Source organism: Cupriavidus sp. 05T313, from assembly GCF_056396665.1.
In genome coordinates this window covers 24,987-44,114 of sequence record NZ_JBFTLX010000027.1, presented here as the reverse complement: position 1 = coordinate 44,114, position 19,128 = coordinate 24,987, and the positions used below count along the sequence as shown (strand labels likewise).

Annotated in this window: 15 protein-coding genes and 1 pseudogene; 2 read left to right on the top strand and 14 right to left on the bottom strand. The window is 64.5% G+C overall.

The annotated features are described in order from the left end of the window. Positions 1-181 precede the first annotated feature (181 nt). Positions 182-1,361 (top strand): annotated as a pseudogene (locus tag AC1DKD_RS09235) (PDDEXK nuclease domain-containing protein). Between the two features lie 461 nt (positions 1,362-1,822). On the opposite strand, the gene AC1DKD_RS09230 reads toward AC1DKD_RS09235, so the two are convergent. Then, positions 1,823-2,086 (bottom strand): hypothetical protein, encoded by a 264-nt coding sequence (locus AC1DKD_RS09230; protein ID WP_441632917.1) that lies wholly within the window; start codon positions 2,084-2,086, stop codon positions 1,823-1,825. A 421-nt stretch (positions 2,087-2,507) separates the two neighbouring features. Here AC1DKD_RS09230 and AC1DKD_RS09225 point away from each other — a divergent pair, with 421 nt between their 5' ends. After that, positions 2,508-3,668: a hypothetical protein gene (locus AC1DKD_RS09225; RefSeq protein WP_441632915.1), complete on the top strand. Its 1,161-nt coding sequence runs from the start codon at positions 2,508-2,510 to the stop codon at positions 3,666-3,668. A 544-nt stretch (positions 3,669-4,212) separates the two neighbouring features. Here the strand turns inward: AC1DKD_RS09225 and AC1DKD_RS09220 are convergent. The 13 genes from AC1DKD_RS09220 to AC1DKD_RS09160 all read right to left on the bottom strand — a co-directional run bounded on the left by AC1DKD_RS09220 (position 4,213) and on the right by AC1DKD_RS09160 (position 19,074). Next, positions 4,213-4,626 (bottom strand): VOC family protein, encoded by a 414-nt coding sequence (locus AC1DKD_RS09220; protein WP_441632913.1) that lies wholly within the window; start codon positions 4,624-4,626, stop codon positions 4,213-4,215. A gap of 70 nt (positions 4,627-4,696) precedes the next feature. Further along, on the bottom strand, positions 4,697-6,157 hold the full coding sequence (locus tag AC1DKD_RS09215; RefSeq protein ID WP_477143201.1) for an N-acyl-D-amino-acid deacylase family protein: 1,461 nt from the start codon (positions 6,155-6,157) through the stop codon (positions 4,697-4,699). 12 nt (positions 6,158-6,169) lie between these two features. Beyond that, complete coding sequence (locus tag AC1DKD_RS09210) at positions 6,170-7,156, bottom strand: Bug family tripartite tricarboxylate transporter substrate binding protein (RefSeq protein WP_441632909.1); 987 nt, start codon at positions 7,154-7,156, stop codon at positions 6,170-6,172. Between the two features lie 81 nt (positions 7,157-7,237). After that, positions 7,238-8,320: a threonine ammonia-lyase gene (locus AC1DKD_RS09205; protein WP_477111819.1), complete on the bottom strand. Its 1,083-nt coding sequence runs from the start codon at positions 8,318-8,320 to the stop codon at positions 7,238-7,240. 42 nt (positions 8,321-8,362) lie between these two features. Beyond that, positions 8,363-9,349, bottom strand: a complete 987-nt coding sequence (locus tag AC1DKD_RS09200) for an N-carbamoyl-D-amino-acid hydrolase (RefSeq protein ID WP_477111820.1) — start codon at positions 9,347-9,349, stop codon at positions 8,363-8,365. Positions 9,350-9,611: 262 nt separating this feature from the next. Further along, positions 9,612-10,568: a LysR substrate-binding domain-containing protein gene (locus AC1DKD_RS09195; RefSeq protein ID WP_441632903.1), complete on the bottom strand. Its 957-nt coding sequence runs from the start codon at positions 10,566-10,568 to the stop codon at positions 9,612-9,614. Between the two features lie 123 nt (positions 10,569-10,691). Then, positions 10,692-11,516: an N-formylglutamate deformylase gene (hutG, locus tag AC1DKD_RS09190; protein WP_441632901.1), complete on the bottom strand. Its 825-nt coding sequence runs from the start codon at positions 11,514-11,516 to the stop codon at positions 10,692-10,694. Then, entirely contained in the window at positions 11,513-12,517 is a 1,005-nt protein-coding gene (locus AC1DKD_RS09185) for a hydroxyacid dehydrogenase (RefSeq protein ID WP_441632899.1), read from the bottom strand. The genes hutG and AC1DKD_RS09185 overlap by 4 nt, the downstream gene beginning before the upstream one ends. 79 nt (positions 12,518-12,596) lie before the next feature. Next, positions 12,597-13,859 carry a Zn-dependent hydrolase gene (locus tag AC1DKD_RS09180; RefSeq protein WP_477143200.1) on the bottom strand — a complete coding sequence of 421 codons (1,263 nt, stop codon included), beginning with the start codon at positions 13,857-13,859 and terminating at the stop codon, positions 12,597-12,599. Continuing rightward, entirely contained in the window at positions 13,856-15,562 is a 1,707-nt protein-coding gene (locus AC1DKD_RS09175; RefSeq protein WP_441632895.1) for an ABC transporter ATP-binding protein, read from the bottom strand. The genes AC1DKD_RS09180 and AC1DKD_RS09175 overlap by 4 nt, the downstream gene beginning before the upstream one ends. Before the next feature lie 4 nt (positions 15,563-15,566). Further along, the gene (locus AC1DKD_RS09170) at positions 15,567-16,403 is read right to left on the bottom strand and encodes an ABC transporter permease (protein ID WP_477143199.1); all 837 of its coding nucleotides are present in this window, start codon (positions 16,401-16,403) and stop codon (positions 15,567-15,569) included. A gap of 10 nt (positions 16,404-16,413) precedes the next feature. Beyond that, positions 16,414-17,400, bottom strand: coding sequence for an ABC transporter permease (locus tag AC1DKD_RS09165; protein WP_045242101.1), 987 nt, complete (start codon positions 17,398-17,400; stop codon positions 16,414-16,416). A gap of 78 nt (positions 17,401-17,478) precedes the next feature. Beyond that, positions 17,479-19,074 carry an ABC transporter substrate-binding protein gene (locus tag AC1DKD_RS09160; protein WP_441632891.1) on the bottom strand — a complete coding sequence of 532 codons (1,596 nt, stop codon included), beginning with the start codon at positions 19,072-19,074 and terminating at the stop codon, positions 17,479-17,481. Positions 19,075-19,128: the final 54 nt, after the last annotated feature.

Genomic DNA, 19,128 nt, shown 5'->3' with positions numbered 1-19,128 from the left:
TTCTGTTCCTGAGTCATGGCGGACTCCTTGTGGATTCCGCCGCACACTGGCACTCTGGGCTACGCCCTTCGCACCGATGTGCGGCGGCATGGATAACCAACCACTGTCAGATTTAGTCTAGGCTATTACAGGTGATGCGCCTGGCAGGCAAAATCGAGGGGCTTCTGAACGAGGTCGAGGCATGACCGACCTCGTATCCTCCAGTCCCGCCTACAGCGGCATCCACGGCGACATCGTCGTCTTGCTCGAGAGCGCCCGTCTCGTCGCCGCGCGCAGTATCAATGCACTGATGACGGCAACCTACTGGGAAATCGGTCGGCGTATCGTCGAGTTCGAGCAAGGCGGGCAAGATCGAGCAGCCTATGGACAAGCTCTGCTCAAGCGGCTGTCTGCCGACTTCTATCCGATTTGGGCGGGGATTTTCCGAGCGTAACTTGGAGCAGATGCGTTCGTTTTACCAAGAGTGGCCCCTTGAGCGGATTTCGCAGACAGCGTCTGCGAAATTGCCCCGCGCTCGAAAGTCGCAGACGCTGTCTGCGATTTCAGTGGGTACCGTGCTTTCGGAGTCACTGCGGTGCAATGCGGTTGACCTGCCTGCCCTTGCCAAAGCCTTTCCCTTGCCTTGGTCGGCCTATGTGCGTCTGTTGTCGGTTAAAAATGAGCAAGCGCGCCATTTCTATGAAACCGAAATCTTGCATGGAGGCTGGTCGGTACGGCAACTTGATCGGCAAATCAGCAGCCAGTTCTACGAACGTACCGCCCTGTCGCGCAACAAGGCTAGCATGCTGGAAAAAGGTGAGCTGGCCGAAGCTGGTGATGCGATCACGCCCGAGGAGGCCATCAAAGACCCATTCGTCCTGGAGTTTCTCGATCTAAAAGACGAATATTCCGAATCCGACCTCGAAGAGGCATTGATCCGACATCTGGCTGACTTCCTGCTTGAACTGGGCGATGACTTTGCCTTCATCGGACGCCAGCGTCGGCTGCGAATTGACGACAGTTGGTTTCACGTCGATCTCCTTTTCTTTCACCGTCAACTCAAGTGCCTATTGGTGATCGACCTCAAGGTAGGCAAGTTCAGCTACGCCGACGCAGGGCAGATGCACCTGTATCTTAATTATGCGCGCGAACACTGGATGAAGCCTGGAGAGAACCCACCGGTGGGATTGATCCTTTGCGCCGAAAAAGGTGCATCAGAGGCCCACTATGCATTGGAAGGTCTGCCCAATAAGGTGCTAGCTGCCGAGTACCAGACTGTGCTGCCCGATGAAAAACTGCTAGCTAAGGAACTAGCCAAAACGCGGCGAGAGCTGGAGTCGCGGCGCACCGGGAAGGATGGGGATACAGAGGGCGCGGAATGAAACGTGGCCGAAAAGTTCGCTATCGCTCTGACGAGCTCGCCGTCATCAAACTTCTGCTCTTTGCCGGCGGCCTAGGACCTGACCTGTCGTCCCGTAAGCGTTAGCATGACTGCCTCCGTTGAATAACGCGGCTGGACGCCGAGCGCCGGCCACGAGGCGCGTCAGGAGACGGGGAAGGGCCAGGCCGAGGCCCTAGAGTCACCAACCGGGATAAACGGTTCATGCGAATTCTGGCGGCAGTAGTGTGCAGAGCGGACAGCGCTGCGCCAATTTCTGGCTAGCTAATCGATGCCACAGCGAAATCTAATTGATAGCCATTGATCCTCACGGAAAATCCTCTGATGCTGGAGCGGGCTAATCATGGGTATTTTAATTTAACATAACCATCAGTCGCCGAAAAATGGACTCGACTGTTTGTAGGGTGCGAAACGTACCCCACGGCTTGGGGAACCGTCCAACCCTCAGTTGTCCGTCGGCGAGCGGGGGGTTGGAACCGGTGCAAAGTCGAAATGCGCGGCGGCATACACGGCATTGCACGCCCATACTTCTTCCCCTTCCTTATAGAAGGTGACCCATTTGCCGTCGCTGCCGCATTGGGCGCCGGGAAAAACCTCCTCATGGCCGTTGGGACCGTCCAGCGGGAAGGGCGCGTGGGGCGTGGCCCAGTAGTGGCCGCTCGGTAAAGCCAAGATCGATTTTCGGGACATTCTCTTCAGCAACGCCATGCGGTGTCACGCAACGCGCGATCCGCCCCGCCGCGGCGAACCGGATTGTGTCAATCCCGCAACGGCGTGGCACCGTCCCGAGACATCCTCGTGTAGCCTCACTGCCAATTACCTCCTGCTATACGGTGCAAGTTCGCCATGGCGCAATACCTCCAAATTGCAATCCGAGCCTTGGGCGTCGGCGCCATCCTTCCATCCGGCGCCTGGGCTAGGTGCGCCCCTCGGCCAGCGGATTACTATGCTATGCCGGCGGCAAAACGCGTTTCGTAATCTGCTGGCCGCGTAAGTGGGTATTCCTGGGAGGCGCCAAGACGCCCCGCTCCCCGAGTGCATATGCCTCATCAGGCATTTATCATTATTTATTTGCAAATGATAAATTATTCAGATAGGATAAATGCTGATAATCGCACCAGGAAGATGCATGTCCGAGCCGTCCGCCGCCTCCGAACGTTACACCTTTCGCCGCCCCGCGTTGGCGGCAAGCTTCTGCGCAGCCTTGGCCGGTGAGGGAATCCAGGATGCCCGCTCGGGCCTGTTCCTCGCGGCGCCGCGTCGGGTAGGGAAATCCACGTTCCTGCGCGAGGACCTTACGCCAGCCGCCGAGCAGCGCGGCTGGATCACCGTGTATGTCGACTTATGGTCGAACAAGGCGCACGACCCGGGCGAGCTGATCGCCGACGCCATCAAGCACAAAATTGCCGATCACGCCGGTGTCGTGGGCAAAGCCGCAAAGGCCGTCGGCCTCACCAAGGTCACCGTCATGGGCACCCTTGGGTTAGACCTCACCGCCACGGGATTGCCTGCGGGCGTCACGCTCACGCAGACCCTTGAGGCGCTGCGCAAGGCCGCCAAGCAACCGGTTCTCTTGATCGTTGATGAAGCGCAGCATGCTCTGACCACGGAGAAGGGCGTGGAGGCAATGTTCGGCCTGAAGGCGGCGCGCGACGCGATGAACGTTTCGGGCAAGGCCCCGGACCTCATGCTGGTCTTCACCGGCTCAAGCCGGGACAAACTCGCGCACCTGGTCATGAATTCACGCATGCCATTCTACGGCTCCCAGGTGACGCCGTTCCCGCTGCTCGATAGAAACTTTACCGACGAATTTACCAAGAGCGTGAACCGGGCGCTCGCCGCAGGCAACCAGTTTGAGCCGGAGGCCGTCTACGAAGCCTTCGTGATGGTCGGGCATCGCCCGGAGTTGCTGCGCCACCTGATTGGCTCGATCGCACTGGCGAACGAATCGCCAAACCTCAGTACCCGGCTCAAGGATGACGCGACGCTCGTCCAGGAGCGCTTGTGGCATGACGTCGAAAACGACTTCACATCATTGTCGCCACTTCAGCAGGCGGTAGTGCGTGTCATGGCTGGCAAGGATGGTCAATTCTCTCCCTTCGGAGAGAGCGCCATTTCCGCGTACAAGGCCCTTGTGCCGGATCATGTGAGCGTCAGCGCTGGGACGGTTCAAAATGCGATTGACGCCCTTCGTGAGCGCGAGATCGTATGGAAAGAGTCGCGAGGGTCGTACGAGATCGAAGATCAAGCGTGGCTGAATTGGCTCCGCGCCAGAGGCCTGACGTCCTGAAGAACGCGGCAATGCGATGCGCCAGGCGAGCGGTCACCGAAACGATGCCATCGAGCCAGGCGTTCAGTTCAGCCAGCGTGAAGCTACGCTGAGCCAGCGTCGCCGGCAGGGGGAACCGGCCGGTGCGGTCCCAATACAGGTCTTGACCTTCGATCCGAACCGGCCAAGCTCAGCGTAATTGAGCACATCCGCTTCAAGTACGCACCATGAAGAACGACGAGCCTACCACAGGTCACGCCAAGATTCGCAACTATGCTCTGCAGAGCATAATTGCGAATCTTGGCCGACCCTCGAGAGCGTCCGATTGATCTGCACCCAGTGTTGGCGAGCGAGACAAGAGCTCGATGTGACTGGGCGCGGGCCTGAGTGATGGCGCCCAAGCGGGTCCGAGTTCGAGGTCGCATAGCAAGCACCCGCGGCGCCACAGGGGGAGCTAAACACCGAGGGGGAGGCCCACGTTGTCACGTAGGTGCGTCAGGAACTGGGCAAGCGCCAGGTCAAGGTGGACGAGTTTTAGCTTTTCGAGGGATCGCGACGTTGTCGCTCACTGCGCGTAGATCGCCTCACTGTTACTGAAGCCCTTGATCTCGATAGGGTTGCCGAATGGATCTAGGAAGAACATGGTCCACTGCTCGCCCGGCTCGCCGGCGAAACGCGCTTGGGGAGGGAGCACAAACGCAGTCCCGGCGTGCGTGAGGCGATCGGCGAGAGCCTGCCAGTCCTGCAAGCCGAGGATGATGCCGAAATGCGGCATCGGGACCAGCTTGTCGCCGACGTGCCCGCTGAGTTCGGTCTTGAAGGGTGTACCCAGATGCAACGAGATCTGGTGCCCGAAGAAGTCGAAGTCGACCCAAGTCTCGGTGCTGCGGCCCTCGCGGCAGCCGAGGACGTCGCCATAGAAGGCGCGCGCCGTCGCGAGGTTGGTGACGTTGAATGCCAGGTGGAAGATGGATTGCATGATTGAAGTATCCAGCGAATAAGTAGAAGGGCGCCTCCCGATAGCGCCATGCCTGTTGCCGATGCACGGGCTAAGCACGGTAGGTATCCCTGCGGCGGATCACCGCCCCGGCACGGGCAGCTGTGCTCTCGCCGCCGCTCCACGCGACGATGCCGTTGACGATCACCGTTTCGATGCCTTTCGCGCGCGCGACTGGCAGCGCGAAAGTCGCCATGTCGGCCACGCCGGCGGCATCGAAGATGGTGATGTCCGCGAAGTTGCCGGGCGACAATATACCTCGCCCCGGTAGCCTGAAGTAGCGGGCCGTCAAGCCCGTCATCTTGTGCACGGCCTGCTCCAGCKGGAAAAGCCCGACGTCCCGGCAGTAGTGCCCCAGCACGCGCGCAAACGTGCCCCAGAGACGCGGATGCGGCGCGGCGTCGTGGGGCAACCCGTCGGAGCCGATCATGGTTTCGGGATAGGCGAGGATGCGCTGCACGTCCTGCTCGTCCATCAGGAAGTAGATCGCGCCTGCCGGCTGCAACGCGTCGACGGYGTCCTCGGGCGAGAGGCCCATCGTTGCCGCAATGACGTCGAGGTCCTGTCCGGCGAACTCGGGATGCGGGACCGAGCGCGTTACGATGACGCGGCTCGACACCGCGAGCCGGTCCTTTCGCAAAATTGTGGAACCAGCGTTGTATGGATAGCAGTCGAGTCCGATCGGCTGACGCTGCGCCGCACTAGCGATGTGCTCCAGCGTGTCGACCGAGCGTCCGTGGTTTTTTGGGCCGATCAGCTTGTGATGCGAGACCACGACTGGCGCGCCGCCCGCCGCGCCGACCTCGAACGCTTCGTCGAGCGCCTCGTGGATCCTATCGCCCTCATCGCGGATATGGCTGGCGTAGACACCGCCGTAGCCGCGCATGACCGCCGCCACGGCGGCCATTTCGCCAGTCGTGGCGGACATCGCGGCAGGATAGGCGGCCCCGGTCGAGAGCCCGATGGCGCCGCTCTCCATGGCGCCGCGCAGCAATGCCTGCATCGCCGCGATTTCCGCGTCCGTCGCCGCCCGGTCCAGCCGGTCCATCACCGCGGCCCGCAGCRTCGTATGGCCGACCAGGCAGGCCGCGTTGACGGCAGCKGGATGCTGCGCCAGCTCGGCGAGATAGTCGCCGAACGCGGGGTAACGAAAGAGGGCCGGGTCGTCGCCGAGCAGGTCAAGCGGCGGCGGAACGGTCTGTCCCGGGGGCGCACGCCAGGGTGCCAGGCTGATCCCGCAATTGCCGGTCACGACCGTGGTAACGCCCTGGCTGAGCTTGGCCGGCATCAGCGGATCGAGCGTCAGATAGCGGTCGTCGTGCGTATGCGAGTCGATGAAGCCGGGGGCGACGATGCGGTCCCGCGCATCGATCACCACCCCCGCGGAGTCGGACGCTAGCGCGCCCAGCGCCGTGATACGCGATCCGTCGACCCCGATGTCGGCGAGCCTGCGCGGTGCGCCGGTGCCGTCGATCACGGTGCCGCCGCGAATCAGTATGTCGAATTGCGCCATGTTCCGTGCGCCTCAGTCGATTGCCGCGCCGGAACTCTTGATCACTGCGGCCCAGACCGGCCGCTCCTTGCGGGCAAGATCGAAGAACGCGCCGCGCGGCCCCGTGGTGACCTCGTACGCCATGTCGGCCAGCCGCGCTTTCATGGCGTCCGAGTTGGCCGCCTTGTTGAAGGCCTTGTTGAGAAAGTCGAGGATCTGCGGGTCGGTCGCGGCGGGCGCGACATAGCCGGTCCATGCCACCGCCTGATACTCCTTCAACCCCGTCTCCGCCATGGTCGGCAGCTTCGGCAGGCGGCTGTCGCGGCGTGCACCGGTGACGGCGAGCGGCACGACGCTGCCGTTCTTCAGATATGGCGAGATCGACGTGATGTTCTCGAAGACCAGATCCACTTCGCCGCGCATCAGCGCCAGATCCGCTTCAGGACCGCCCTTGTATGGAATATGTGTAATGGACACACCCGCCATCGCCTTGAACATCTCGGCGCTCAGATGGCCCGTGGTGCCGTTGCCGCCCGAGCCGACCGAGAGCTTGCCCGGCGCGCTCCTGGCCAGCGTGATCAGTTCGGAGACCGATTTCACGCCGAGGTCCTTGCGCACCGCCAGCACGTTCTGCACGAAACCGGTCAGGGCTACGGGCGCCAGTTGCTTGTCAGCGTCGTAGGGCAGCTTCTTGTACAGGGACTGGTTGATGGCCAATGTGCCGGCGTTCGCGAAGCCGATGGTGTAGCCGTCGGCCGGCGCGTTGATCACAGCCTGCGTGCCGATGATGCCGGACGCGCCCGCGCGGTTGAGGACCACGATCTGCTGCCCGATATCATGGCCGACCGCATCGGCCAGCAAGCGCGAGACGATGTCGGGCGTCGTGCCTGCATTGAACGGGACGATCAGTGTGATGGGGCGCTCGGGATAGGCTGCGAAGGCGTTCGCCGTGAGCAGCATGGCAGCGGCCGTCAGTGACATCCGTCTGAGTAGCCGGTCGAAATGGCGGAGGAGAGACATGGTGGTGTTCCTTTCGTGGTAGGCAAGTTGGCATCAAGGCCGGCTCGCGCCAATGCGCGCAGGGCCGGTGACACGGCTGTCTCAGGTACCGTGCACGGCGGCTGCAGTGGGCTGCAGCATGTTTTGAAGCAAGGGCAGATCGATGTTGCCGCCAGACAGGACGATGACGCCGTCGCGGCCTTCGAGATCGATCACGCCGGCGAGCAAGGCCGCCAGCGCGACGGCTCCGCCGGGCTCGACCAGCAACCGAAGCTCCTCGAGCGCGAAGCGAATGGCGGCGCGGACCTGCGCATCCGTGACTGCCACCGCGCCATCGAGAAAGCGCTTGTTGATCTCGAAGGGCAGTTCGGCTGGCGTGGTGGCCTGCAACGCGTCGCAGAGCGTTGTGGCGCCCGCCGCATTGATTTCCCTGAGGCCGCTGCGCAGTGAGCGCACCGTGTCGTCGAAACCAGCGGGCTCGGCCGCGATCAGCCGCGTGCTTGGATTCAACGCGTCGACAACCAGGCCGCAACCGGCCATCAACCCGCCGCCGCCGCAGGGCGCGGCGAACAGGCCGAGGTTGTCGAGCGCGGCCTCGGGCAGGTCCTGCAACGCCTCGAGGGCCACCGTGCCCTGGGCGGCAAGCACCGCAGGATGGTCGCCCGGCGGAATCAGCGTGCCGCCGGTTTCGCCGAGCAGCCGCATCCCGATCGCCTCGCGGCTCTCGTGGAGGCGGTCGTAGTGAACGACGCGCGCACCCTGGGCCAGCGCGCGCTCGACCTTGTTGCGTGGCGCATCGATCGGCATCACGATGGTCGCCGCCACACCGAGCTGGCGCGCGGCCCAGGCGATCGCCTGTCCGTGATTGCCGGTGGAATAGGCGATCACGCCTTTCGCGCGCTGGCCGCCGCGCAGCGATAGCAGGGCATGGAAGGCGCCGCGTGCCTTGAACGAGCCCGTGACCTGCAGGTTCTCGCCCTTGAGCCAGACCGGCGCGCCGGCAATGGCGTCGAGTGCCGGCGAACGCAGCAACGGAGTGCGAACGACATGGGGCGCGATGTCCAGGGCCGCGAACTTGACGTCGGCGAAATCGGGGACGCGCATGTCACCCAGCATCTCGTGCCGGATCGCGTGCGCGGGTCGTGGTCGTGCCGGATGGATATCCAGGGTTTCGGTTGGCTGCATGGAGAAGGCCCGTGGGTGGTCGGAGAAAGACAGGAAACGGGATCAGCGCGCCGGCCAGGTCGGCGGAGCCACGCTGCCGACCTGGTCAGTGATGCGCGAATACGCCTCGACGCGACGATGCAAACCGAAGTTGAAGACGGTGGACCGGCCCAGTTTGCACAGGTCCAGGTTGCAGTCGGCCACGATGAGCTCGTCGTCCCAACTGGTGGCCTGCGCCATGATTTCGCCTTGGGGATTGACGATGATCGAATGGCCGAACATTTCGTGGCCGTCCTCGGTCCCGGCCTTCGCGACGGCAACCGCGAAACACGCGTTCTGATAGCAGCCCGCCTGAATCGACAGCTGGGAGTGGAACACGCGCAGGTGATGAGCCTCGAAGCCGCGATTCTCCATGTTCATGCTTGGCGTGTTGTAGCCCAGCATGACGAGCTCGACCTGCTGCAGCCCGAGCACGCGCCAGGCCTCTGGCCAGCGGCGGTCGTTGCAGATCATCATGCCCATGTTCACGCCCTCGGCCTCGCCGACCGGCGCCCGGACCACCGGAAAGCCGAGATTGCCGACTTCGAAATAGCGCTTCTCGAGGTGCTGTACCTTGCGCGCCGGCGCGTACTCTGCATGGCCGGGCAGATGGACTTTCCGGTACTTGAGGATCACCTCGCCCGACGGTGCGATGATCACCGAGGTGTTGAACCGGCGCTTGCGCATGACACCGGCTTCATCGGGTTCATAAGCGATCTCGGCGTAGCCCAGGTAAACCGTCAGGCCAAAGCGGCGGATTGCCTCGAACAGCGGCGCCGACTCCGGCGAGGGCAGCGCCGCCTCGAACCAACGGTCGGCCTCGTCGAGGTCCTCGTGGTACCAGCGTGGAAAGAACGTGGTCAGCGCGAGTTCGGGGAACACGACGACCTGTGCGCCGCGCCGATAGGCGCGTTCGAGCAGTTGGACCATCCGCGCGACCGCGATCTCGCGTCCTTCTGACTTCTGGATGGGCCCGAGCTGGGCGGCGGCGACGGTGATGATGCTGGACATGTAGCGGAGCCTCTGGTGCGATGGGGTAGTGTCGAGTATAGGGACGCGATACCGCCCTTGAAATGCCGCGCCCCGCGCGCCGGCGGTGTGTCCATCGGCACCGTCTCGCACGCCCAACGCATTGATTTGAAAAGAAAAAATGCGTTGGGAGCAGCCCCGGTTCGCAGCCGCCTCATAGCCCCTTGTTATGGGGCCTGGGCAATATGTGATGGGGCGCGGTGGTGGTCTGTGGCATGCGCGCCACCGCGCCGCCAACCGCCGCTCAGGCGAACATCGCCGGGCGCTGCGCATCCCCACGCGGTGCGGCGTCCAGCAGGTGCACGAGCGTGGCAAGAAAGCCTTTGGCAAGGGCCGACATCGGGCTCTGCCGCGAATGGATCAGGTAGATCTTGTGACTGAGCGCCGGGCTGATCGGCTTGAGCATGACGTCGTCCGATGCGGATGGCGTGTATCCGAACGACTCCACCAAGGCCACCCCGACACCCTGGCGCACCAGCGCCATGGCTTCGGGTGTCGAGCGAATCTCGATGTCCGGCGTGAGTGGCCCCTGGTCCGACGACAGGAAATGCGAAGAGAGCTGGCCGAAAGGGGTGTCTGCGCCATAGCCGATGAAGGTCTGACCGCGCAAGTCGCCGGTTGTCACAACGTCCAGCGCCGCTAGCGCGTGTCCCCTGGGCAGCGCGCACAGGATCCGCCCCTCGCCGATTTCCCGGGTCCGGAGATTCGCGCCGTCCGGCGGCGCCATCGATGCAATGCAGAGGTCTGCGTGCCCCTGCACCACGAACGGCAGCAAGGCGTCGAACGGCATGGGCCGGTAGTGGACACGGACGGCGGGATGCCGCAGCCGGAAGCGCTGGATGGCGCGCGGCATCAGCCATTCGCTGTAGCTCGGACTAGAGACAATCGACAGCGTGCCTTCCTTCTGTTCGCCCAGGCTGCTGGCCACCGCATTGAACTGGGCGACGCCCTTGAGGATAACCTCGACTTCCTCGAACAGCCGGCGCGCCTCCGGCGTGGGCTGCAGCCGTCCCTTGACCCGTTCGAACAGCAGGAACCGCAGGCGGCTTTCCGCGGTTGCCAGCACCCGGCTGATTGCCGGCTGTGACACGCACAACATGCGCCCGGCCTCGCTCAGCGAGCCGGTGACCATGATCGCGTGGAAGACTTCGATCTGGCGAAGGTTCAGGGGTATGGCGGGAGGCCTGCTAACGGCTGACATACAAGGGGGCGCCAAGGCACAAGCGCGGTAACGGCAAGAGGAGCCCGTGACGACGCAAGAAGCGCGCCATCGGGCGGCGGATCCACGCCGACCGTCGGGCGCGAGCGAGGTGTCAAGCCTGATTCAAGCCTGTGCGTCGGCCGCGAAGGGCCGCAGCGTTGCCATTGCCGCGAGCGCGCCACCCACCATGTCGCGCAGTGTTGGCCACAGCTTCGCGGCCAGGTCTTCACGGTAGCCGAACGGTGCCGCTTCATCCATGTAGATGGCCTGCGCCATTTCGAGTTGCACCGCGTGCACCCCCCGCTGCGGCTGGCCGTAGTGCCGCGTGATATGCCCGCCTCTGAAACGATCGTCGGCGACCCACGAGAAAGGACTGGCCGACGCGGCGGCGATGACGGCCTCGCGCAGCGCCGGCGCGCAACTGGCACCGCTGTTGGTGCCGATGTTCAGATCAGGCAAGCGGCCCGCGAACAGGCGGGGCAGCACGCTGTCGATCGAGTGCGCTTCCCACAACAGCACGTGCCCGTGCACTTGGCGCAGGCGCGCGATCTCGGCGGCCAGCGTGCTGTGATACGGATCCCAGTAATCGCGGATACGGTCCGCGACCTCGGCGGAGAACGGGGCCTCGGAATCGGGATACAGCGGCTCGCCCAGGAATGTGTCGCGTGGGCAAAGCGCCGTGGTGTTCTGGCCCGGATAGAGGCTTTCGCCGTTGGCGGGGCGGTTCACGTCGATCACGTAGCGCGAGTAGTTGGCTGCCACGACGGAGGCGCCCAGCGTTGTCGCGAACGCGTAGAGACGCCCCAGATGCCAGTCGGTATCGGCACGCACGCGCGCCACGTCTTGCATTTGCGCGGCGAACGCGTCGGGCAACAGTTCGCCGCCGTGGGGAATGGAGACTACCAGGGGAATGGTGCCCTGCGTCAGCTTGCAAACGGGGGGATTCATGACTGGACTTCCTTGGATGGCGTGATAACGGGAGCGCGCCTGCGCAACCACACGCGCGCGTCGAGAAGGTGTTTCGGTTGCCGCCCCGCGAACACGTCGATTATCTGTTCGGCGCATTGGAGTGCCGTGGCATGTAGCGCCTCCTCGGTGGAGCCGGCAAGGTGCGGGCTCAGCACGACGTTGTCGAGCCCGGCCAGCGGGGACGCCGCGGAGAGCGGCTCCTGCGCGAAGACGTCCAGTCCGGCGCCGAAGAGCCTGCCTTCCTTTAGCGCCGCGGCCAGCGCGTCTTCGTCGATCAGCCCGCCGCGCGATGTATTGATGACGATGGCGCGCGGCTTCATGTTGCGCAGCGCCTTCGCATCGAGCGTGTGGCGCGTGTCGGCACGCAGCGGACGGTGCAGGGAGACAACGTCGGAGGCCGCCAGCAGTTCGGGCAGCGCCGATACCCGCGTCGCGCCGTGCGCTTCGACCTCGCACGTCGGCGCGCTGGGCGACCACACCAGCACGCGCATGCCGAGCCCCGCGCGCGCCATGTCGCAGACCAGGCGCCCCGTGCGGCCGAAGCCGATCACGCCGAGGGTCTTGCCATGGAGCGAGAGCATCGGTGCCGCGTATCGGTAGCGCCAGTCTGACTGCCGCGTGGCTGCGTCGGCCAGCGGCGCCCGGCGCGCGACCGCGAGCATCAGCATCAGCGTGTGTTCGGCCACGGCGCCGATATTGGCGTCGGGCGTGGACACCACCGGGATGCCCAGCTCATGCGCATGTGCGACCGCGATCTTGTCGGTGCCAGTGCCATGATTGCTGATGACCGCGAGCCGCGGTGCGGCCTCGATCATCGCGGCGGTCAGACCTTCGCGCACGATCACAGCGTCGGCGCCGGCGACTTCACGGATGCGAGCGGCTTCGTCACCGGCTTGGCCCGGGCGCACTTCGAAGCCCGCGGCGCGCAGGCGCTCCGCACCGATCGGGTGGATGGGCTGGGTAATCAGGCAGACTGGCATGGGCGTTTCATGGGAATCAGGCATGGGTTGTGTTTTGAAGTGCGATGCGGGTTGTGCTGCCGGTCGTGCTGCAGGCATCCTAGCCTGCACGCGCTGCTAACGTGCCGGCCAGCAGCCGCGTGGCGACGGCGAAGTCGGCGAGGTCCATCGACTCGTCGGGGTTGTGGCTGCCATGGGCATTGCGCACGAAGATCATCGCAGCGGGTATGCCCTGGGCGGCGAACAGTGCCGCGTCATGTCCGGCGCCGCTGGGCATGGCCTGCGCGCGTACGCCGCCCTGGCTCGCGGAGCAGAGCAGGGCGTGCTGGAGCGACGGATCCATCTGTGCCGCGGCACTGGACGACGCGGCACCGAGATCGACTTGCACGTGGTGCTGCGTGCCAATGCCTGCCGCGGCAGCGTGTACCCGCGCATCCAGCAGGTCGAGCGTGGCGCGGCTGCGGGAACGCATGTCGATACTGAACTCGACCAGGCCGGCGACCTTGCTGAAATCGACCTGATCCGGGTCCGTCATGCAGCGGCCGAACGTCAGCGTGAGTTCATGCCCTTGCGCCTCGAGTGCGATCCAGTCCTGTTGCAGCGCGTCGATCAGCGCCGCGGTCGCGACCACGGCGTCTTGCCGGTGGCTGCGCGGCGTCGCGCCGGAATGCGCATAGGCTCCCTGCACGCGGGCATGCCGGTAGCGCTGGCTGCCGCAGATGCCGGTGACGATGCCGACGACGTCGCCCGCATCCAGCAGCACCCGTCCCTGCTCGATATGGAGTTCGACAAAACAATCGATGCGGTCGGCGCACAGATACGCCAGGCCCGCGCGGACGTCGTCCGGCCGTCCGCCGGCCTCACGCAGATGGTCGGCCAGGCTGCGCCCGGTGTCGGCACGCACGCTGTCAAGCGCCTGCGGCTCCAGTAGTCCGAAGGCGGCCTTGCTGCCGGCATAGGACACCGGAAACCAAGCGCTCTCCTCCGCGCGGATTGCGGCTACGGTGACGTCGCGACGCGGCACAAAGCCCGCCTTGCGCCAGCCAGCCAGCACGGCGAGACCGGCGACGACCCCGGCGGCGCCGTCGAAATTACCACCGCGCGGTACCGAGTCGAGATGCGAACCCGTCATGACCGCTGCAGCACCGCGATCCGTGCCCGGCAATGTCAGATAGAGATTGAGCGCCGCATCGGTCGCCACCTGCAGTTCGAGCGCGCGGGCGGCGTCGGCGACAAGCCGGTGCGCCCGCTGCTCGCCTGCGCCGTAGCTGTCTCGCGTGACGCCGACGCCGTCGAAACTTTGTTCGCGCAAGCGGTCGAACAGCGTGGTGGCGAGGGCGAAATCCGGTTCGGCGATGGTCATAGGATGGTTGCCATCGTGTCTGCCTGCACCTCGGCTTGCGTGGCCGTCTGCCTGGCAAGTGACGGATCCCAGTCACGCCCCGGCATCGCGTCGATGAGCTGGCGCGTGTAGGCATGCTGGGGTGTCTCGAAAATCTGGGCAGGGCTACCCTGTTCGACCACGCTGCCCCGGTGCATGACCAGCACCGCATCGCAAATCTGCGCCGCCACACGCAGATCGTGGGTGATGAAGACCAGCGCGATGCCGAGGCGCTGTTGCACGGCGCGAAGCAGCCGCAGCACCTGCGCCTGCACGGAGACATCGAGCGCAGATACCGATTCGTCGGCCACGATCAGCCGCGGCTCCATCGCCAGCGCCCGCGCGATGCCGATGCGCTGGCGCTGGCCGCCGGAGAACTGGCTCGGATAGCGGTCGAATGCCGAGGTATCGAGCTCGACGAGCTGCAACAGCTCGCGCGCTCTCGCTAGTGCCTGTTCCCGGGACACGCCACACGCGAGCGGGCCATCGCAGAGGATGCGCCCCACCGTATGGCGCGGATTGAGCGAGGCGAACGGGTCCTGGAAGATCATCTGGATATGGCGGCGTAAGGGCCGGAACGCGCGCTCGCTCAACGGGGCGATGTCGCGCCCATCAAAATACATACCACCGCCGTCGGTTCCGGTCAGCTTGAGCAGGCATTTGCCGATCGTCGACTTGCCTGAACCCGACTCGCCGACGATACCCAGCGTCTTGCCGGCGCCGACCGAGAAGCTCACGTCCTTGACGGCTTCGACCACGCGCTTGCGTTTGAACAGCCCGCCCGAACTAACATAGGTCTTGCGCAACGCATCGACGCGCAGCACTGGATATCCGTTCGCTGCGTCAGCCGGGTCATTGTGCTCGCGATCGCCCGGCCGGTGTGACGGCACGCTGGCGATCAGCCGCTGCGTGTAGGGATGGCGGGGCCGGTTCAGCACCTGGTCGGCCGTACCCTCCTCGACCAGCAGGCCCTTCTCCATTACGACGACACGATCCGCGATTTCGGCCACGACGCCAAAATCGTGCGTCACGAACATGACACCCATGCCTTTCTCGCGCTGGATGCGGGCGATCAGCGCGAGGATCTGCGCCTGCGTGGTGACGTCCAGCGCCGTGGTGGGCTCGTCGGCGATCAGCAGCGCCGGCTCCAGCGCCAGCGCCATCGCGATCATCACGCGCTGGCGCTGGCCACCCGAAAGGCTGAACGGCCAGGCATGAAACAACCCTGCTGGATCCGGCAAGCCGACGAAGTCGAGCAGTTCTAGTACACGGGCCTCGCGTGCCGGACCTGGATAGGCCGCATGGACGCGCATGACCTCGGCGATCTGCGCTCCCACCGGCTGCAGCGGGTTGAGCGCCGACAGCGGCTCCTGGAAGATCATCGCCATGTCCTTGCCGCGCATGCCGCGCAGCGCCGCCTCGTCCATGCCGAGCAGATCCTCGCCGTGCAGCAGGATCTGCCCCTGCTGCGGACGCAGATAGGTGGGCAGCAAGCCCATGATGGCGTTGGCACTCATCGATTTCCCCGATCCGGATTCGCCGACGATGCAGAGGATCTCGCCGGCGCGGATGTCGAACGACACATCGCGCACGGCATACTGGCGGTCGCCGCCAGCCGGAAGCGGGATGCTTAATCCGCGGATGGAGAGCAGGGCGGCGCCCTGGCCTGGATTGCCTGTAGCCACGGTATTAAGCTCCCCGCTTGCGCAGTTGAGGGTTGAGGGCGTCGTTGAGCCCCTCGCCGATCAGATTGATGGCCAGCACCGTCAGCATGATGRCAATGCCGGGCCAGAGGCTCATCCACGGCGCTTCGCGGAGCATCGTGCGCGCGGCGCCGATCATGAATCCCCAGCTCATCAGGTTGCGGTCGCCCAGCCCGAGGAAAGACAGCGCCGATTCGGTCAGGATGGCCGTCGCGGTCATCAGCGAGGCCGTCACGATAATCGGCGAGGCGGCATTGGGCAGGATCTGGGTAAAAATGATCCGGGCCGGCTTCTGGCCGATCACGATGGCGGCTTGCACGAACTCCCGCTGCTTGAGCGTCATGAACTCGGATCRCACCAGGCGCGCCACCGGCGGCCACGACACCATGGAGATGGCCCCGACGATCGAGTACAGCGACGGCTTGAAGATCGCCACCAGGACGAGTGCCATGGCCAGCTGTGGAATGGTCTGGAAGAACTCCGTTCCCCGCATCAGGGCGTCGTCCACGCGGCCGCCGTGGTAGCCCGCCAGGGCACCCACCACGATGCCGATCAGGACCGCCACAAGCGTAGAGATCACGCCGATCATCAGCGACACCCGCGCGCCGTAGGCGAGGCCCGCCGCGATGTCGCGGCCCAACATATCGGTGCCCAGCGGATACGCGGTGTCGGCGAACGGGCCGAGCAGCGGCTCCGCCACCATCATCCATGGGGGATCTTGATAGAGCGCCGGGGCAAGGATGCCCGTCAGGATCACCACCAGCAGCAGCGCGAGGCCGACGGCCGCGCCGCGGTTGGCGACGAATCGATTCAGGAAAGACATGTGAGGCTCCTCAGGCTTGCTGGATGCGTGGATCGATCAGCCGGTAGGCGAGATCGGTGAGCAGGTTGAAGACCACCACCATCGTCGATGTCACCAGGAACACACCGAGCAGCAATTGATAGTCGCGCTGGAGCAGCGCATCGAACATCAGCCGTCCGATGCCGGGCCATCCGAATACGGTTTCGGTAAGCACCGCGCCGCCGGCCATCTGCCCCAGCTGGATCCCCGCGAAAGTCACCACCGGCAGCAAGGCATTGCGCAGCGCGTGATGGCGGATGGTCCCGCCCACTGAAACCCCCTTGGCGCGCGCCGTCTTGATGAAATCCATGCCCAGCACTTCGAGCATGGAAGCGCGCGTCAGCCGCGCGTAGACCGCCATGAAGAAGCAGCCGAGCGACGCGGTAGGCAGCACCAGGTGATGCGCAACGTCGCGCACGCGCGCCCAGCCGGTCAACGCGCCGCCGACCGTCTCCATGCCGTAGGGCGGCAGCCAGCCGAGGTGCAGGGAAAAGAAGAGAATGGCCAGCAGCGCCAGCCAGAACTGCGGCGTGGCATAGATCAGCAACGAACCCGTCATCAGCACGCTGTCGAGCCATGGATGTGTGCCCTGATAGCGGCTGCGCGAGGCCACCACGCCGAACAACACGCCGAACACAAGCGCGAAGGCGAACGCGCACGACATCAGCAGCAGCGTGGCGGGCAGGCGGTCGAGGATGATATCGAGCACCGGCAAGCGTTCACGGTACGAGTAGCCCAGGTCGAGGTGCGCCACGCCGTTCAGGTAGCTCGCCAGTTGCACATAGACGGGCTTGTCGAGGCCGAACTCTTGCCGTAGCTGCGCCACGTAGGTGGGGTCCGAGGCCCCCGATTCGCCCGCCAGCACGGCGGCCGGATCGCCGGGCGCCAGGCGGATCAACAGGAAGTTGACGACGACGACGCCCAGCACGACCAGGGCTGCCTTGCCGAGCCGCGCGAACACTGACAGTGCCTTATCCACGGAATATATTCCAAGAAAGTTGACGAGGAGGAGCGATGCGCCGTGCCACTTGCCCGGCGCACCGCCGCGCACGGGTGCTTACTTGTCGATGTAGGCATCGGCGAATGTGTCGTTAAGACCGATCGCCGTCTGGATCAGGTTGTGCACCTTCGCGTTGTAGAGCGTCGGAATCTCCATCTCGAACAGGTACCCGTTCGCCACCTCTTCCACGAGTGTCTTCTGGATGCTGGAGTACAGCTTCTGGCGATCGTCGTTAGAGGTCGCGGCGGCTGCCTTGTCCCACATCGCGTCAACCGCGTCGTTCCGGTATCCCTGGTTGTTGACGAATGCAGAGCCCTTGACCATGTTGCGGGCCAGGTAAAGACGCGAGACGCCCAGTGCCGGATCGCCATATTGCGACGTGAAGCTGAAGGTGAGGTCGAAATCGAAATCCGAGACGCGCTTGGCCCACGTGCCCGCATCCGCCGACTCTATCTCGACCTTGAAGCCGAGCTGTTCGAGGCTCTGGCGCGTGTACTCGCCGAGCCGGTCCCAGGTCGCGCCGTAGGGATACGACAGGATCTTGATCGGCGTCTTCGCGGGGTCGACACCCGACTCCTTGATCAGCGCGCGTGCTTTCTTCAGTTCGAAGTTGTAGGCCGGCACGTTGGCATCGTAGAAGGGCGTGGTGGAAGAAATCGGACCTGTGGCAACCTTGCCGAGACCGAGGAAGATGCTGTTCACGACGAACTTGCGGTTGATGGCCTCCATCACGGCCTGGCGCACCTTGACGTTGTCGAAAGGCGGCTTGCGCTGGTTCATCTGGATATAGGCCAGCTTGGAGAACATCTCCCAGCCCTTCGTCGTGTATTGCACGCCCGGCAGCGCCTTGAGACGTTTCACCTCCACGTTGTCCACGTCACCTGCACTCACCACCTGAACGTCGCCGCGCTCGAAAGCAACCGCGCGCGAGGCTGCATCGGGAATCACGTTGAAGACGATCTCGTCCAGATAAGGCTTGCCGGCTTGCCAGTAATCGGGGTTGCGCGTGAGGATGATGTACGCGCCTTTCTTCCACTCCTTGAACTTGAACGGGCCGGTCCCGATTGGCGTCTGGTTGGCCGGGTTCTTGGCGTAGTCGGTGCCGTCATAGATGTGCTTGGGCACGATCGGCATGTTGTCGCTGACGAAGGCTTTCAGAAACGGAGCAAATGGCGCCTTCAGCGTGATCTGCACCTTGTTTGGGCCAAGCGCCTTCACGGTGTCCACGAACTGCTCGATAATGACCCGCGCGCGCGGGTGCACCGTGCGCAGGAACTTGTCGACCGAGAACACAACGTCGTCTGCCGAGAACGGCTTGCCATCGTGCCACTTGACGTTCGGCTGCAACTCGAACGTGTAGACCTTACCGTCGGGCGAGATGGTCCAGGACCTGGCCAGGCCCGGCTTCGGCTTCATGTCCGGCGTCCACGTCAGCAGGCTTTCATAGATCTTGCCCGCCACGTATTGGGTGGGCGTTTGCTGATTGAGGCCGAGCATGAGCGTGGGTGGCTCGGGCTGCGCGATCGCGCGCAACGTGCCGCCGCGCGTCTGCGCATGCGCGCCGGTGCCAGCGAGCGTGCCGAGTGCCAGCGCAACGGCGCACGCCGCGAGGTTGAGCATGCGCTTGGGGCGCGGAGTCAGCTTGGAAGACATGAGGATCACCTCGGTGTGGGGAGGGTCGGTCGGGATGGGGCGCGCCGCGTGAGC

What these genes read in the sequence shown, in the direction of transcription:
- AC1DKD_RS09230 (WP_441632917.1), bottom strand. Translation starts at nt 2,086, where the DNA reads ATGGCGTTGCTGAAGAGAATGTCCCGAAAATCGATCTTGGCTTTACCG.
- AC1DKD_RS09225 (WP_441632915.1), top strand. Translation starts at nt 2,508, where the DNA reads ATGTCCGAGCCGTCCGCCGCCTCCGAACGTTACACCTTTCGCCGCCCC.
- AC1DKD_RS09220 (WP_441632913.1), bottom strand. Translation starts at nt 4,626, where the DNA reads ATGCAATCCATCTTCCACCTGGCATTCAACGTCACCAACCTCGCGACG.
- AC1DKD_RS09210 (WP_441632909.1), bottom strand. Translation starts at nt 7,156, where the DNA reads ATGTCTCTCCTCCGCCATTTCGACCGGCTACTCAGACGGATGTCACTG.
- AC1DKD_RS09205 (WP_477111819.1), bottom strand. Translation starts at nt 8,320, where the DNA reads ATGCAGCCAACCGAAACCCTGGATATCCATCCGGCACGACCACGACCC.
- AC1DKD_RS09200 (WP_477111820.1), bottom strand. Translation starts at nt 9,349, where the DNA reads ATGTCCAGCATCATCACCGTCGCCGCCGCCCAGCTCGGGCCCATCCAG.
- AC1DKD_RS09195 (WP_441632903.1), bottom strand. Translation starts at nt 10,568, where the DNA reads ATGTCAGCCGTTAGCAGGCCTCCCGCCATACCCCTGAACCTTCGCCAG.
- hutG (WP_441632901.1), bottom strand. Translation starts at nt 11,516, where the DNA reads ATGAATCCCCCCGTTTGCAAGCTGACGCAGGGCACCATTCCCCTGGTA.
- AC1DKD_RS09185 (WP_441632899.1), bottom strand. Translation starts at nt 12,517, where the DNA reads ATGCCAGTCTGCCTGATTACCCAGCCCATCCACCCGATCGGTGCGGAG.
- AC1DKD_RS09180 (WP_477143200.1), bottom strand. Translation starts at nt 13,859, where the DNA reads ATGACCATCGCCGAACCGGATTTCGCCCTCGCCACCACGCTGTTCGAC.
- AC1DKD_RS09160 (WP_441632891.1), bottom strand. Translation starts at nt 19,074, where the DNA reads ATGTCTTCCAAGCTGACTCCGCGCCCCAAGCGCATGCTCAACCTCGCG.